Genomic DNA, 15,198 nt, shown 5'->3' with positions numbered 1-15,198 from the left:
CCCCCCCCTTTAGGTCAAATCGATAATAATATTATCGATCAGCCTAGCATGCTTAAATTTTACAGCAATCGCAACGATAATTTTTCCCGTAAGTGCGTTTGGTTTTTTTAAGTCAGGATAAGTCAAAATATCTATATAATCAATTTCTCCGCTCGTCTTTTCCGTTATATACGCTCTCATTTTTTCGATGATGGCTTCTTGATCATGCACTTTGTTCTCAACCATTTCTTTTGCCATTAATAACGATTGATATAAATGAACGGCTTCTTTTCGTTCCTGTTCGTCTAACCGTACGTTTCGAGAGCTTTTGGCCAATCCGTCCTCTTCACGAACCGTTTCCACCGGAACAATTTCAATTGGGAAATTAAGATCTTTTATAAGTGCTGTAACAACGGCAACTTGCTGGGCATCCTTCAATCCGAAATAGGCTCTGTCTGGAGTTATGATGTGAAACAGCTTTGTTAAAACCGTTGCCACTCCGTCAAAATGTCCCGGTCTTGATTTTCCGCACAAAACGTCAACGCGCTTCGTCACTTTTACTGTGACGGCAGGTTCTTCCGGATACATTTCTTCTTTTGTCGGCGCGAAAAAAAGGTCAACCCCTTTTTGTCTTGCCAGCTCTTCGTCGCGTTTGATATCGCGAGGGTATGTTTGATAGTCTTCATTCGGTCCAAATTGAAGCGGATTCACAAAAACGCTCATCACCGTTACGTCGTTTTCCTGTTTGGCCCGTTCAACCAATGATAAATGACCTTCATGCAAATATCCCATCGTTGGCACGAACCCTATCGTTTTTCCTTCTTTTTTCTTGAGATCGATTTCTTTTTTTATTTCCTCTATTGTAGTGACGATTTTCATTTTCCTTTTCCTCCATATAAGCTTGCAAGTTCCTCTTCATTCATGCGGAACGAATGATCCAACGATGGAAAGTCCCGATTTTTCACTTCATCTTTATAAGCTTCAATCGCTTTTACAATGCTTTCATTTACATTTGCATATTGTTTAACAAACTTCGGCACTCTTTCCACTCCAAATCCAATCAAATCATGAAACACTAACACTTGTCCATCTGTATATTTTCCTGCGCCGATGCCGATGGTTGGAATGGACAGCTCGTTTGTTATTTTTTCCGCCAGCTGAAACGGGATGCATTCCAATACAATGGCAATCGCGCCAGCCTGTTCGCATTTTTTCGCATCTAGCAGCAGCTTTTCTGCACTTTTCGCTTCTTTTCCTTGTACTTTATATCCGCCTAATACACCTACTGACTGAGGAGTCAGTCCGAGGTGGGCAACAACAGGAATGCCGGCATTTGTTAACAGAGATATGACGTCAAAAACAGGCCCTTCCACCTTTAAGGCATCTGCCCCGCTTTGCTGCACCATTTTCTTTGCATTTTGCAGCGTGTCTTCTGTCGAAATATGATACGACATAAAGGGCATATCCGTCACAACAAATGTATTTTTTGCTCCACGTTTTACAGCCTTCGTATGATGAATCATATCTTCCACCGTTACAGGTACGGTTGAATCATACCCTAAAACGACCATTCCAAGCGAATCGCCGACAAGGATCATATCAACATTTGCCTGTTCAGCAAGCTTAGCGGACGGATAATCGTATGCCGTCATCATCACGATTGGCTCTTGCTTTTGTTTCATTTGAATAAAATCCAGCTTTGTTTTCATAAAAACTCCCCCTCTTTTGTAGTTGCAGAGGGTAAGAACGAACCGATTAAAAAAAACCTTCTTTCACTGAGAAAGAAGGATTTTTACCATTTCCTTATTATCGGCTTCTTCATCCCTCTGTCCCAGTCCTTTTGGATCAAGGCAGAATCAATCTTTTAATAATGACAACATGAAACTTTTTTGGTGCAGTTCCAAACAGGATACTGCCCTTTCGTTAAGTATAACAAAATTTCATTGTAAAATATATTTATTTGATATCAATATCTGCTGAATACACTTTTTCTATTTTTCCTTCAGAAGTTTCAATGAGAAGCGCCCCTTCTTCATTAATGCCAAGAGCCTTGCCGACAACTGTTCCGGATAATGTCCGGGCATGGATCGTTTTGTTTAAACTAATGGAATAGCTTTCCCATAAAAGTTTAATCGGTTTAAATCCATGCTCTAAATATGTAGTATACCATTTTTCAAAACGTTCGAGAAACTTTTGAATGATAAGGGCGCGATGAATTTTCTCTCCCTTTTCAATCGCTATGGAGGTGGCGGTATTGCGAATCGCTTCAGGAAATTCATCAATTTGCTGATTTACATTAATACCGATGCCGATGATCACCGAATGCACTTGATCAGCTTCCGCCTCAAGCTCTGTTAAAATTCCGACTGCTTTTTTTCCATTAATCAAAATGTCATTGGGCCATTTAATGGTCGGAGAAAGCCCTGTTGCCTCTTCAATCCCTTCTACGAGAGCAACGGCTGTCAATAAAGTAAGCTGAGGAGTTTTCTGTAAAGGTATGTTCGGCCGCAAAATGATGCTCATCCAAATCCCTGTACCTTTTGGCGAATACCATACTCTAGCCATTCTCCCTCTTCCGCCTGTCTGTTCATCCGCAACTACGAGCGTTCCCTCCTCAACACCTTTCTGCGACAATTCATGGGCAATTTTTTGAGTAGAATCAACCGTATCGTAATATACAATGTTTTGTCCTATAAAATCCGTTTGCAGACCTAATTGTATTTCGTTGGCTGTAATTTTTTCCGGCGTCTTGACTATTCTGTACCCCTTTCTTCGCACCGCCTCGAGGACAAATCCTTCCTTCCTCAATTCCTCAATATGCTTCCATACTGCCGTTCTTGAACAACCGAGCAATTCGCTGATTTTTTGGCCTGAAACATATCCTCCATCAGCTTCAGAAAAAGCTGCTAACAGCTTTCGCCTAATTTCTGATTGCAATTTTTTAACCACTCCTTTATTTCGCCGCTATTATTTTCAATCAATCCATTGACAACCTGTTGTTCAACCAGCGTTAAATATTCCTCCACCCATTTGCCCGGCTTTTTCGGCACGATGTTTAAAATGTCATTCCCCGTTACGGCCAATTCTTTTCTAGAATGGATTGGAAGCTGTTCGTAAGACTTTTGCAGTTTCTGAATGGCTTCTTCGTTTTTTTCTTTTTGCAGCACCTGCCTTATTCTTTCCAGCTGAAGAGCATCCTCAAGCCCTGTCTTATATAAAAGAAAGGCTGTCCAGTCTTTCTCGAAGAGACAATTGAGCAACTCAAGATGTCTGCATACTTTTTTGATCACCCTTCTAGGAAGCTTCCAATTCCGCATAAATGATTCACCATCATCCGTTTCTAAAACGAATAACAAAACAGTCCAGTATTCTTCCCGCTCACACAAATTATGCATTGGATAGCTGAGCAGCTTGTGCAACTGTTCTTTCTTTTGTTTTAATCCAGGCATATGTTGATAAACATTCGTAAGAGTTAATAGTTGTATCGCATCATTTGCGGAAGCTCCAGCCAGAAGCTTTTCAAATTCAGCAGTTATTCGCTCGATCGATATGTTCTGAAGAAGCTTATGCCAAACGGTTATGGCTTGCAAAGTTTTTTCTTCAAGCCGAAAGGACAATTGGCTGACAAATCTTAAAGCGCGCAGCATTCTTAACGCATCTTCGGAAAAGCGTTCATACGGATCTCCCACTGTACGAATCATGCGGTTTTCTAAATCTTCCATGCCATTGACATAATCTAAAATGCGCCCGTTTTTGTCCATCGCCAAAGCATTAATTGTAAAATCGCGCCGCTTTAAATCTTCTTGCAGCGAGCTGACAAAACGGACATATTTAGGTCTTCGATACTCTTCGTATTCCCCTTCCGTCCGAAAAGTCGTCACTTCATACGGCTTTCCATTATGAAGAACAATGACTGTACCATGCTGCACCCCAACATCAATTGTTTTCGGAAAAATTTTTTGAATCTCATCAGGCTTTGCTGATGTGGCAATGTCGATATCCCCGATCTTCCGATTCAGCAATAAATCACGAACAGAACCGCCGACAAAATACGCTTCATGGCCATGCTCATTTAATTGTTCTATAATCGGTATTGCCTCCACAAATTCCGCTTTCATGTTGGAACTCCTTCAGATAGTAATTCAAAATAAATTTGCTCATATGTTGACACAATTTTTTCAGAATGAAATTTTTCTCTGACAAGCAGTATCGCATTTTCTGACATTTTTTGATGAAGTGTTTGATCTTCCAATAAGCGAATCGATTTTTCGGCGGTATCCTCAATATCGCCAAGCTCAACAATATAGCCTGTTTTATGATCTTCAATTACTTCCGGTATGCCGCCGATCCTCGTTCCAATACAGGGAACTCCGCAAGCCATCGCTTCCAATAAAACTAATCCAAAGCTTTCTTTTTCTGACAGCAGCAATTTTAAATCACTGATGGAATACAATTGATCTAAGTTTTCTTGCTTCCCCAAAAACAGCACATGATCTTCCAATTGCAGCTGTTTCACTAATTTCATGACAATCGACACTTCCGGTCCGTCGCCGACCAGCAACAGCTTCGATGGGACTTCCTGTCGGATGAGGGCAAATGCTTTGACGACATCAGGAACTCGCTTCACTTGCCGAAAATTTGATACGTGTATAAGCACTTTTTCATCATCTTGAATCCCGTACTCTCTTTTTAATGAAGGCAAATGTTTTTTATGATAAATTCGTTCATCAATAAAATTGTAAACCGTTTCAATTTCTTTTTTAGGCTCCAATAAATCATATGTTTGTTCAACGAGCGCCTTTGATACGGCTGTAACGCGGTCCGAAGCTTCAATCCCAAATTTGATCGCTATGGAGAGCGTCGGATCATATCCTAGCACAGTAATATCAGTACCATGAAGAGTTGTGACGATTTTTATTTTTCCCCCAACCATTTGTTTAGCCAAAAAAGCGCAAATCGCATGAGGCACAGCATAATGAACGTGCAAAATATCTAAATTTTCCCTCTCAATGACTTCGGCAATTTTGCTGGATAAAGCGAGATCATATGGAGGATATTTAAAAACAGAGTATTGATTTACTTCCACTTCATGAAAATAAATGTTGTGATAAACCTTATTCAGCCTGAATGGCATGCTGGAGGAAATAAAGTGAATTTCATGCCCTCTTTCTGCAAGCAATTTTCCAAGCTCTGTCGCCACCACGCCTGATCCTCCAACAGACGGGTAGCAAGTAATGCCAATTTTCAATTTTTTCATTCATTATCACCAGGAAAGGATATTTTCAAAACTATGATTTCTGCTCAATTTTTCTCGTGGATGATGTTTCTCCATGTAAAATCTCCCCGTTCAAGCCCCTTTACTAATATTTCCGCAGTGCCCATATTGGTTGCCAGGGGGATTGCATACACATCGCATAGACGGATAAGGGCAGAAACGTCCGGTTCATGAGGCTGGGCAGTCAGCGGGTCGCGAAAAAAGAAGACGGCATCCATTTCGTTTTTCGCGACTAATGCACCAATTTCTTGGTCGCCTCCAAGCGGACCGGATTGGAAGCGGTGAATTTTCAGTCCAGTTGCTTCCTGTATTCTTAAGCCTGTTGTGCCTGTTGCAAATAATTCATGCTTTTCTAATATATGTTTATAAGCAATGGTGAATTGAACCATATCGTCCTTTTTCTTATCGTGAGCAATGAGTGCAATCTTCATATATTTCCCCCTCATTCAATAATGTTTTCCAACCCGTAAACGAGCGTATCGATCTTCATCACGGTTTCAACGGAAAGCTTTACTCCTGACATAAAAGACGCACGATTATAGGAATCATGGCGAATTTTCAGCGTTTGACCGTCACCGCCAAACAAAACCTCTTGATGAGCCACTAACCCTGGAAGACGAACGCTGTGGATATGAATGCCATTCCATTCGCCGCCTCTTGCTCCTTTGATCGTTTCCTTTTCCTCCGGATGTCCTTGCTTTTTATTTCCGCGAACTTCATAAATCATTTCAGCCGTTTTGATTCCAGTTCCAGAAGGTGCATCAAGCTTTTTATCATGATGCATTTCGATGATCTCAACATCAGGGAAATATCTGGCCGCCATTTTTGCAAATTTCATCATCAGTACAGCTCCAATCGCAAAATTTGGCGCGATAATTGCCCCGATTCCTTTTTCTTCCGCTAATTTTCTCAATTCCTGCAAGTCTTCTTCCTGAAAGCCGGTAGTTCCTACTACAGGGCGTACGCCGTGCTCCAGCGCAAGCTTTGTATGTATTTTTCCAACCTCTGGTGTTGTCAAATCAATCAACACGTCTGGCGATGTTTCTGCAAAGCATTGTTCAGGGTTTGTATAGGTGCGGACTTGATCTTGAAACCATTCGCCATCATTTATTTTGTCTATTACAGCTGAAAGTGTAAAATGCTCTGTTTCATTTACCAGTTTTACTGCCTCTTGCCCCATGCGTCCTCTTGGACCGGCAATGACGATCTTAATTTGTTCCATTATTCCATCACCTTTCTATTTTTTTGTCCATCTGTTTCGATCTCTAGTTTGAAATTTATGCATGACGCGATCGTGCGCCTTCTCAAGATCAATGTTTAAAGAATTGGCCAAGCAAATGATGACAAACAATAAATCGCCAATTTCCTCTTCAATTTCTTTCTCTTTCTCCGTTTCTTTTTTTGGCTTTTCCCCATAGTAATGATTAATTTCTCTTGCAAGCTCACCAAGCTCTTCTGTTAATCGCGCAAGCATCGCCAGCGGGCTGAAATAGCCTTCCTTAAATTGGGATATGTAATCATCTACTTCTTTTTGCAGGTCTTTAATTGTTTTACGTTCCATTAGGCAACCACCTCATTTGTCTTCTCTTTCATGTTAGCTAATTCCTTACCATTTGACAATGAAAAGAAATGTCGATTGAATTGTAACATACAATCTGATCCATTATAATTAAAAACATCGAAAAAAATAGGAGGTGGGAGTTTGTTGCCATTTAAATTGAAAAACCTCTTTTTTATATTGCTCGGATCCGCTATTTTCTCGTTTGGACTCGTTCATTTTAATATGCAAAACAATTTAGCTGAAGGCGGTTTTACTGGTATTACGCTCCTTTTATTTTTTTTGTTTCAAATCAACCCCTCTATTTCCAATCTTGTATTGAATGTACCCATTTTTTTTATTGGATGGAAGCTTTTAGGGAAGACGACTTTTTTGTATACATTAATTGGAACGATTTCGGTTTCGTTCTTTTTATGGATTTTTCAGCTGCATCCATTTCATATTCCTCTACATGAAGATTTAACATTGGCGGCTCTGTTTGCAGGAGTTTTCATCGGCGTTGGACTAGGGATTATTTTTCGCTATGGCGGAACAACAGGTGGAGTTGATATCATTGCTCGTCTTGTTTATAAATTTTTCGGCATCAGCATGGGAAAAACAATGTTTTTATTTGACGCGTGCGTGATCACTTTATCGTCCATTTTTTATTTATCCTATCGCGAAGCCATGTACACATTAGTGGCTGTTTTTATCGGAACAAGAGTCATTGATTTTATTCAGGAAGGTGCCTATAGAGCAAAAGCAGCGACCATCATATCGGAGAAACATGAGGAAATTGCCGAAAAAATCATGAAGGATATGGATCGCGGAGTGACCATTTTAAAAGGACAAGGTTCGTTTACAAAACAGAATCGGAATATTTTATATTGCGTCGTTGCCAAAAATGAATTTGTCAAGCTGAAACAAGTTATTACAGCTGTCGACCCTCATGCGTTTGTTGTCGTCAGCGACGTTCATGATGTACTCGGTGAGGGCTTTACCCTTGATGAAAATAAAAATCCGATTGAGCACTAACGCGTTTCTTGTCGTCAACGATGTTTGCTCAAGAAGGATTTACCCTTCATGAAAACAAAAACCTGTTTAAGCACTGACAGGGGCTGTCCAGAAAGTCAAATCCCTTTTGAAAACAAAAAATCATAAACATCGATATATCAACGTTTCTAAAAAACATAAAAGGGGGCTGTCAATAAGCCAAAAAACGACTTATTAGACAGCCCCGCACTCTAGTTCTCTTTTCTTTTATCTGTTTTTTCTCCTTTGTATTTTTTCCATCCTGTATAAGCTAGTGCAATAAAAATGACGCTGCCCGTTGAAAACATCACCCATAACAGCGATGGATCTGCTTCGTCGTTTTTGACGCGATCAAAAATGTTTTTTAAGTCTTTTTCGATTTCCATCATATGCTTCTGTCTTGTCTTTTTCGAAATTTCAAAAAACATTTTGTCGTTTACTGCTGAAATATGTGTTTCAATCTTATCAATGTTTTTGCTGTCAACATCAACGGTAAGGCTTGGATAAATAACGGAGTACAGTGACAAAAAACGATTCCACTCATGCTGAAAAGCCGCCCAATCCTCTTTTTCCATTTCCGTTTTTAATTCTGCAAATGTCGTCATGATCGGTTCTTCCATTGTGCTCCAGAGCGGCTGGTGTTCAGACAGAATTGCATCAACAACAAGCCGGAATTGAGTGACTTTGTCGATCCGATCTTCATAGCTCATTCCATCGTTCTCAACGGCATCCAACGCTTTTTCGTAAGAAGCAGAAATGACCCGAAGCTCATTTATTGATAAGCGGTTTTCAACATTATTTTCTTTAAATTCGTTTTCAAGAAATAATAACAGCTGCTTCGCTTCATCAAACTTTTTTTGCTTTGAAAGCTGCCACGCATAATTCGTCATGACATCCAATGTTTCCCAATTGTTTTTTTCTTTTGCATTGATCGGTATTTGAAGCAGGAAAAAAAGCAAGAGAACAATCAACGTACTGATCCATTTTTTCATTCTTGTCCCCCCTATAACTACTAGTAATAGTTATTCAAGAGTGGACAAGAGTAGACCATGTTTCTTACAATTCTTTCAATTCAAATTTGTATGTTTGATTTTTTATAACAAAAAAATAAGCGATCGCAATGGAAATAATACTCAGCCAAAACGTAAAGTAACCGATTAGCGCAGAATATTGATTTAAAACGCTATATTGAGGCATCATATCAAAAACGTAATCAATAATTTCATTGTGAAGCGTCCATATGGAGGCCAGCATCAAGTGCTTCATTTCAAACCGATAATACGGTGCATACAACAGCCCTTCTATTGCCATTCCTAAATGGGACAAAATGAGCATCATTCCGTAAATGGATAAAACACCCGTTTCCAAATATACAAACAGGTTCATGGCAACCGCCCAAATTCCATATTTAAATAGCGTAATCATCGCTAGTGCTTCAAACAATTTAAAATGCTTCCCAACAAGAAACCCAATCAAAACGAAAACAAAGAACAAACTAGCGGTTGGACTGTCAGGAACAAACGCAATAAACTGTGGCGGTGTTTCGGAAAGCTGCTGTTTATACCAAATATAACCATAAATTGTTCCTGCTGTATTGATTAAAAGCATCAAATATAAAAATGATCGCTGCCTTAATACAAAAAATAACCAACCCATCCAAGTTCACTCCTTGGTTTTATTGAATTCAGGGTCATGGATCATGAGACACCCTGTACTATGTATGCCAAGAAAACACTCTTTTTTCATTGCAGGAATGTTCCTTATATTTTGAAAAACTAAATGGTAGGAAGGCATTTTAAAAATAAGTTTATCGCCTTCCACAGCAACAATATTCATCCTGATTATCAAGAGTAACATTCTCTGTAAATAAGGAAAGCGCTCCTCATCTTTGGTAGAATTTTGTTTGATAAGAACATGACCTACCAAAAAAGGAGCACCTTTAAGGTGAAGTCTACCACACCTATCCACAAAATCAAGACCGAATGTACATCGCAAAATGCAACCAACTTCGGCAGATTCAAATATTCCTCAAGCACCTCGAAAAATCAAGCCTGAGAAAGCGCTACAGGACTTGCCAGCATCAACGAAACGTCTCGCTGCGGAAGATGCCGCCTGTCGTTACTGGAAATGGTACGTCGATGATGAAGAAGGCATGACGGTCACCTACCAAGCGATCTTCTGGAAGAACCCTCATCGTGTTGAGATCATAATGCCAAACACAGGTGGTGGATGACGGCCAGATGCTCTAAATCTAATCTTTGATACGGATTTCGATACACACCAATCGTCACCAACCTCGAGTAGGAAGCGCTCAATTTGTGGCGTTTTTACAACAAACGATGTTCCATGGGAAATTACATCAAAGAAGCTAAGTGCAGGTTTGCCATGGACTGGATTGCGACTTTCGATTTTGAGGCGAATGAACTTGACTTTCTCATCAAACTGTTTTCCAACAACCGCTATGAGCGGTTTAAACAAGATTACTGTGAACCCGTTCATCGAGCATACAGCACTGCTCGGTTTCACTTAGAATTCTTCCGTTGTGCAGCGATGTACGGTACAGCTGTCGAGGAATTCTCAGGTTGATAAAAGATTTTGCCAATCAACAGACCTGGAGGTGAATCGAAACAAAGATCGTCCGGCTAGAATGAGTTTACCACAATTTCGCATAGGAATACCGAAGCTCTTAACAGTCGGGAGAGGGAAGACTAAAGAGTCATGTGATATGATTCAGCGATGCTAACAAATGTACTGTTTGCATACTCTGATATTTCGTCATCTATCATTGTCTACGATGCTGAAAAACACTGAATGATTATTACTATCTAATCCCAATGTTATATTAAGATCATTTCCTTTGATAAACTGATCATAACACAAGTGAAAAGAAAGGGCGATTCATCACACAGCCTATAAAGGTGAGCGACTTCTCGCCAATTTACGTTAAAAAAGGGGCTTATTGTTGGTACGCAATCTTTAGGATCTTTCTTCATTTTCATGTTTATACCCGTCTGCCCAAAATTCGGCATTTTTTACACCCTGTTTTGTAGAATCATAAGTCGGATCAACACCTTGTTTTTTCTGATTTTCATAGTCTTTTAACGCCCTGATGGCCGGTTTATATAATAATACGAGACCGATTAAGTTCACCCATACCATCAATCCTAGTCCGACATCTCCCAAAGTCCATGCGATATCAGATGTCCGAACCGTTCCGTAAAAGACGGCAGCCAAAAAAATTAACTTTAAGACAAGAATCGGTATATTCTTACTTTTTTTCTTAAACAAATATATAATATTTACCTCGGCAATATAATAGTATGCCATTATTGTGGTAAATGCAAAGAAGAATAATGCCACTGCTACAAAGGGGGATCCAAATCCAGGTAGTTGGGAATCAACTGCAATTTGAGTATAAGCAGTACCCACTTCGACAGTTTCTCCAATATTGTTTACAAGCAATGATTTTTGATCAGGCTCATACACATTGTAGGAATTTGTAAACAAAATCATAAAAGCTGTTGCTGAACAGACAAGCAATGTATCAATGTAAATAGAAAATGACTGTACGAGCCCCTGTTTGGCCGGGTGGGAAACTTCGGCAGCACTAGCAGCATGCGGCCCCGTTCCTTGACCAGCTTCATTTGAATAAATCCCACGCTTTACACCCCAAGAAATCGCACTTCCTAAAATCCCTCCGAATAATTGATTAGCACCAAACGCACTAGAGAAAATTAGTTTAAATACACCAGGAACTGCTTCAATATTCATGATAATAATGATAAGTGAAATAAGTATATATCCGATTGCCATAAAAGGCACTACTAATTGAGCGACGTTGGCGATTCTTTTTACTCCGCCAAGAATAATCACTCCCAATAGTACAACTAAGATGATTCCTGTTACGGTCGGATCAACGGAGAATGCTTTTTTAAATCCAGAAGAAATGGCATTTGATTGAACACCCGGCATTAAAACACTCATTGCTACAATCGCAGCCACAGCAAAAACCATTCCGGCCCAACGTCGATTTAACCCTTTTTCAATATAATAAGCCGGTCCTCCGCAGTATAGCCCATCCACTTTTTCTTTATAAATTTGGCCAAGTGTCGATTCCACATATGCCGTAGCAGCACCAAAAAAAGCAATTAGCCACATCCAAAATACTGAACCGGGACCACCGTATGCGATCGCAGTAGCAACACCAGCAATATTCCCGGTTCCGACCCGTCCCGATAATGCGATCGACAATGCTTGAAAAGAAGAAATTCCCGACTTGGAACTTTTTCCTTTAAACATTTGCTGAACCATATCTTTGATCAATCGTATTTGAGCAAATTTTGTCATAAATGAAAAAAACACTCCGACTCCAATACAAAATACGATCATCGGCGTACTCCAAAGCCAGCCACTCAATGTTTCAATAAAACCATCCAAAAAAATTCCCCCTTATTTTAATGTTATGAGTAATTATAGCTCAGCATTTATATTTATAATAGATTCTTCATTAATTTTTGTGAAATAACACAAAAAAGAAAATATTTTTGAATTATTTGAAATGAATGTTAGTGCTATGCAACCATTTATCAGGAGGTTGAACATATTTTCTGTGTGACTAGAATGTCCAGAATTTTAAGTCGTTACTTAACATATGTTTGAAACACATTATAATGTTTATATAGAGAAAAGGGGTTAGCAAGAACGCTGTCCTCTTACGGCTTTTTCACCACAAATGTTCAGAACAGGTGGACAAGAAAAATCTACGAGTTACCCGTATGAAATAAACCGTTGTTTTGAATTGTTTATGTGAAACGATATCGTTGTGTCGATTATCGTGAAATATACAATTGGAGCAGCTCAAAATTCAATTATCAAATACACTAATCATGGAATACTTTCAGACACTCTATACCTACACATGAGCAGAGGGCACAAATCATAAAATCAAAACAGTAAACGCCTTAGCATACTGGCTATAGAAACCGATACCGATTTAGAACACGTGGCTGGTTTAGAGTGTACAGGAGAAACGTATAATAAGCAGGTGTCCTAGCCCTCCTTCTTTATCATTTTGTCAAAAAATAGTGAATGGATAGAAAGCCGTCAACGAAGGCGATTGACCGCCTCTACTTTTCCATTTACCAGTCTACAAAAGGAAATACAATCGCATCAATCTTGCTAACTTAATTGTTAGAGTTGTTTCACAGTCAATGGAGATAAGACAATAAAAAAGCTTGTAGAGAAAAAATCTTCCTTTCTCTACAAGCTATACTGACAAACACGATGTCAGCTCTTTTTATTTCGATGTAACACTAGAAACAAACTCTGCTAATACTTTCAACTCTTCATCCGTACCTTTAAAGATTCCAGGAGGCATGCTTCCTACACCTTCTTTAGCAATTTTCGCAACTTCTTCCGGTGACAATCCGTTATCAACTAAAGAAGGTCCAGCCGCTCCACCTTGCAGGTTATCACCGTGGCAGGAGACGCAGCCTTGTTCCTGAAATATTTTGTACCCTTCCGAATTTGTGTCAATTTTAGCTTCCGCTTTAATTTTCCCTTGTTCTTCTTTTAATTCCCAGTCCGTATGCTCAACCGACTCCCATGTTAAATAAACGATGGATGCTACAGCTAGCAGCATCATTCCTACAGCAACCGGACGCTTATGCGGACGGCGTTCTGGCCCGCGATCCAAAAATGGAGCAAGAAGTAGAGCAGAAAATGCCAGTCCAGGTATTACGATTGCACCGATAACGGTATAAGGGCCTGATGCATAAGAATATTTTAAAAGCTGGTATAAAAATAAGAAGTACCAGTCAGGAAGCGGTATGTAACCAGTATCCGTAGGATCTGCAACCCGCTCAAGCGGTGACGGATGGGCAACGGTTAAACATAAAAAGCCAATTAAAAAGACCGCGCCAACTAACCATTCTTTTAAAAGAAAGTTGGGCCAAAAAGCTTCAGTTTTCCCTGGGTATTCGGAGTAGTCTTTCGGTATGTTCGGCTTTCTTTCAGCCGACACACGAGAATCTCCAACGAACTTCATACCTTTTCCGCGATGCATTGTTTCCCCTCCTTTGTTAAGCGGTTCGCCACGAACAACTTACTAAAAAAGAATAAGCCGGATTTTATAGCGGACCTGAAATCCCTTGTTTGCGAATCATTAAGAAGTGCGCTGCCATTAATCCGAATAATGCAGCAGGCAAGAAAAATACATGAATCGCAAAGAAGCGAGTCAATGTTTGCGCACCGACAATTTCGGAATGCCCTGCAAGCAAAATTTTGACGTACTCTCCAATAAGCGGTGTCGATTCAGCAATCTGCAAGGTAACTTTTGTCGCAAACAACGCTTTCATGTCCCAAGGCAATAAATAGCCTGTCAAACCTAAACCTAGCATAACGAAGAAAATGAGTACACCGACAATCCAGTTAAGCTCGCGTGGCTTTTTGTATGCTCCTTGGAAAAATACACGTAAAGTATGTAAAAACATCATGACGATGACTAAGCTTGCTCCCCAATGGTGCATACCGCGAACAATTTGTCCGAACGCCACTTCATTTTGCAAATAATAGACAGACTCCCATGCATTTTTAATATCCGGCACGTAATACATTGTTAAAAACATGCCAGACAGCACTTGAATCACTGTAACAAAAAACGTCAAACCGCCAAAGCAGTATACAAATGCTGAAAAGTGATGGGCTGGGTTAACATGTTCGGGAACTTCATGGTCTGCGATATCGCGCCATAAAGGGGTGATATCTAAACGTTCATCAACCCAATCATACAATTTGTTGAGCACTTATTACGCCCCCCCTCTTGGTTTAGCTTTTCCTAAATATAAAAATCCATCTTGAATTTTGTACTCATATTCATCCAGCGGAGCAGAAGGCGGTGTTCCTGGGACGTTGTCACCGTTTTTCTCATACAATCCTCCGTGGCAAGGACAGAAGAACATGTTAGGGTTTGCTTTATCCCCGTTCCAGTTTACTGTACAGCCAAGGTGTTTACAAATTGGAGAAAGCGCAACAACTTCTCCTTTTTCATTTTTATAAACCCACGCGGATTTTGGCTCTTCAGCTTCATGCCATGCGTCTTTCTGTTTAATGGTAAAGTCAACGCGTGTCGGTTCTTCTTTAATGTCTGATTCCTTTACATTTGTATTAACGAATTCTCCAGCTGCTTTCGGCTGCAACACAGGATCTACTGCGAAACGAACCATCGGCATGAGCATGCCTGCAGCCATAAAACCGCCTACACCCGTTAGCGTATAGTTTAAAAATTGACGTCTTGAAACACGGTGTTTATTCTCGCTCATCTTTTTCCCCCCTCTATCTCAAGCTAGTCCATAATGGACATATACAGAAACATATA

16 protein-coding genes and 1 pseudogene are annotated in these 15,198 nt (G+C 40.0%); 2 read left to right on the top strand and 15 right to left on the bottom strand.

From position 1 onward, the window contains the following. Nucleotides 1-9: 9 nt before the first annotated feature. From panC to NSQ94_RS07475, 8 genes are all read right to left on the bottom strand, one after another. A complete protein-coding gene (gene panC, locus NSQ94_RS07510) occupies nucleotides 10-858 on the bottom strand; it encodes a pantoate--beta-alanine ligase (protein ID WP_063388553.1) in 849 nt (282 codons plus the stop codon). Beyond that, complete coding sequence (panB, locus tag NSQ94_RS07505; RefSeq protein WP_066251892.1) at nucleotides 855-1,688, bottom strand: 3-methyl-2-oxobutanoate hydroxymethyltransferase; 834 nt, start codon at nucleotides 1,686-1,688, stop codon at nucleotides 855-857. The genes panC and panB overlap by 4 nt, the downstream gene beginning before the upstream one ends. Nucleotides 1,689-1,935: 247 nt before the next feature. Next, nucleotides 1,936-2,916 (bottom strand): biotin--[acetyl-CoA-carboxylase] ligase, encoded by a 981-nt coding sequence (locus tag NSQ94_RS07500; RefSeq protein WP_117016804.1) that lies wholly within the window; start codon nucleotides 2,914-2,916, stop codon nucleotides 1,936-1,938. Further along, complete coding sequence (locus tag NSQ94_RS07495; RefSeq protein ID WP_066251893.1) at nucleotides 2,886-4,097, bottom strand: CCA tRNA nucleotidyltransferase; 1,212 nt, start codon at nucleotides 4,095-4,097, stop codon at nucleotides 2,886-2,888. The genes NSQ94_RS07500 and NSQ94_RS07495 overlap by 31 nt, the downstream gene beginning before the upstream one ends. Continuing rightward, complete coding sequence (gene bshA, locus NSQ94_RS07490; protein ID WP_063388557.1) at nucleotides 4,094-5,236, bottom strand: N-acetyl-alpha-D-glucosaminyl L-malate synthase BshA; 1,143 nt, start codon at nucleotides 5,234-5,236, stop codon at nucleotides 4,094-4,096. The genes NSQ94_RS07495 and bshA overlap by 4 nt, the downstream gene beginning before the upstream one ends. Nucleotides 5,237-5,280: 44 nt before the next feature. Next, nucleotides 5,281-5,685 carry a methylglyoxal synthase gene (gene mgsA, locus NSQ94_RS07485; protein WP_327863927.1) on the bottom strand — a complete coding sequence of 135 codons (405 nt, stop codon included), beginning with the start codon at nucleotides 5,683-5,685 and terminating at the stop codon, nucleotides 5,281-5,283. 11 nt (nucleotides 5,686-5,696) lie between these two features. Continuing rightward, nucleotides 5,697-6,476, bottom strand: coding sequence for a 4-hydroxy-tetrahydrodipicolinate reductase (gene dapB / locus NSQ94_RS07480; protein ID WP_094246121.1), 780 nt, complete (start codon nucleotides 6,474-6,476; stop codon nucleotides 5,697-5,699). Nucleotides 6,477-6,491: 15 nt separating this feature from the next. Further along, the gene (locus NSQ94_RS07475; RefSeq protein ID WP_063388560.1) at nucleotides 6,492-6,815 is read right to left on the bottom strand and encodes a nucleotide pyrophosphohydrolase; all 324 of its coding nucleotides are present in this window, start codon (nucleotides 6,813-6,815) and stop codon (nucleotides 6,492-6,494) included. Nucleotides 6,816-6,956: 141 nt separating this feature from the next. Here NSQ94_RS07475 and NSQ94_RS07470 point away from each other — a divergent pair, with 141 nt between their 5' ends. Further along, nucleotides 6,957-7,826 carry a YitT family protein gene (locus tag NSQ94_RS07470; protein WP_094246122.1) on the top strand — a complete coding sequence of 290 codons (870 nt, stop codon included), beginning with the start codon at nucleotides 6,957-6,959 and terminating at the stop codon, nucleotides 7,824-7,826. A 209-nt stretch (nucleotides 7,827-8,035) separates the two neighbouring features. On the opposite strand, the gene ypjB is transcribed toward NSQ94_RS07470, so the two are convergent. Continuing rightward, the gene (gene ypjB / locus NSQ94_RS07465) at nucleotides 8,036-8,815 is read right to left on the bottom strand and encodes a sporulation protein YpjB (protein ID WP_063388562.1); all 780 of its coding nucleotides are present in this window, start codon (nucleotides 8,813-8,815) and stop codon (nucleotides 8,036-8,038) included. Nucleotides 8,816-8,879: 64 nt separating this feature from the next. Then, nucleotides 8,880-9,479, bottom strand: coding sequence for a DUF1405 domain-containing protein (locus NSQ94_RS07460; protein ID WP_066251898.1), 600 nt, complete (start codon nucleotides 9,477-9,479; stop codon nucleotides 8,880-8,882). 729 nt (nucleotides 9,480-10,208) lie between these two features. Between NSQ94_RS07460 and NSQ94_RS07455 the strand changes: the two genes are divergently transcribed. Beyond that, nucleotides 10,209-10,409 carry a hypothetical protein gene (locus NSQ94_RS07455; RefSeq protein ID WP_339230473.1) on the top strand — a complete coding sequence of 67 codons (201 nt, stop codon included), beginning with the start codon at nucleotides 10,209-10,211 and terminating at the stop codon, nucleotides 10,407-10,409. Nucleotides 10,410-10,534: 125 nt separating this feature from the next. On the opposite strand, the pseudogene NSQ94_RS07450 reads toward NSQ94_RS07455, so the two are convergent. The 5 genes and pseudogenes from NSQ94_RS07450 to NSQ94_RS07430 all read right to left on the bottom strand — a co-directional run. After that, nucleotides 10,535-10,658 (bottom strand): annotated as a pseudogene (locus tag NSQ94_RS07450) (IS200/IS605 family transposase); the annotation flags it as partial. Nucleotides 10,659-10,799: 141 nt separating this feature from the next. Further along, entirely contained in the window at nucleotides 10,800-12,260 is a 1,461-nt protein-coding gene (locus NSQ94_RS07445; RefSeq protein WP_339230471.1) for an alanine/glycine:cation symporter family protein, read from the bottom strand. Between the two features lie 859 nt (nucleotides 12,261-13,119). Next, nucleotides 13,120-13,887, bottom strand: coding sequence for a menaquinol-cytochrome c reductase cytochrome b/c subunit (locus NSQ94_RS07440; RefSeq protein ID WP_063388567.1), 768 nt, complete (start codon nucleotides 13,885-13,887; stop codon nucleotides 13,120-13,122). A 64-nt stretch (nucleotides 13,888-13,951) separates the two neighbouring features. Continuing rightward, nucleotides 13,952-14,626, bottom strand: a complete 675-nt coding sequence (locus NSQ94_RS07435; RefSeq protein ID WP_063388568.1) for a cytochrome b6 — start codon at nucleotides 14,624-14,626, stop codon at nucleotides 13,952-13,954. A 3-nt stretch (nucleotides 14,627-14,629) separates the two neighbouring features. Next, a complete protein-coding gene (locus NSQ94_RS07430) occupies nucleotides 14,630-15,142 on the bottom strand; it encodes a ubiquinol-cytochrome c reductase iron-sulfur subunit (RefSeq protein ID WP_339230469.1) in 513 nt (170 codons plus the stop codon). Nucleotides 15,143-15,198: the final 56 nt, after the last annotated feature.

This window comes from Aeribacillus sp. FSL K6-2833 (assembly GCF_037965815.1).
GTDB lineage: Bacteria > Bacillota > Bacilli > Bacillales > Aeribacillaceae > Aeribacillus > Aeribacillus composti.
The sequence above is the reverse complement of the archived record's forward strand: the minus strand, read 5'-3'. Positions and strand labels throughout refer to the sequence as shown.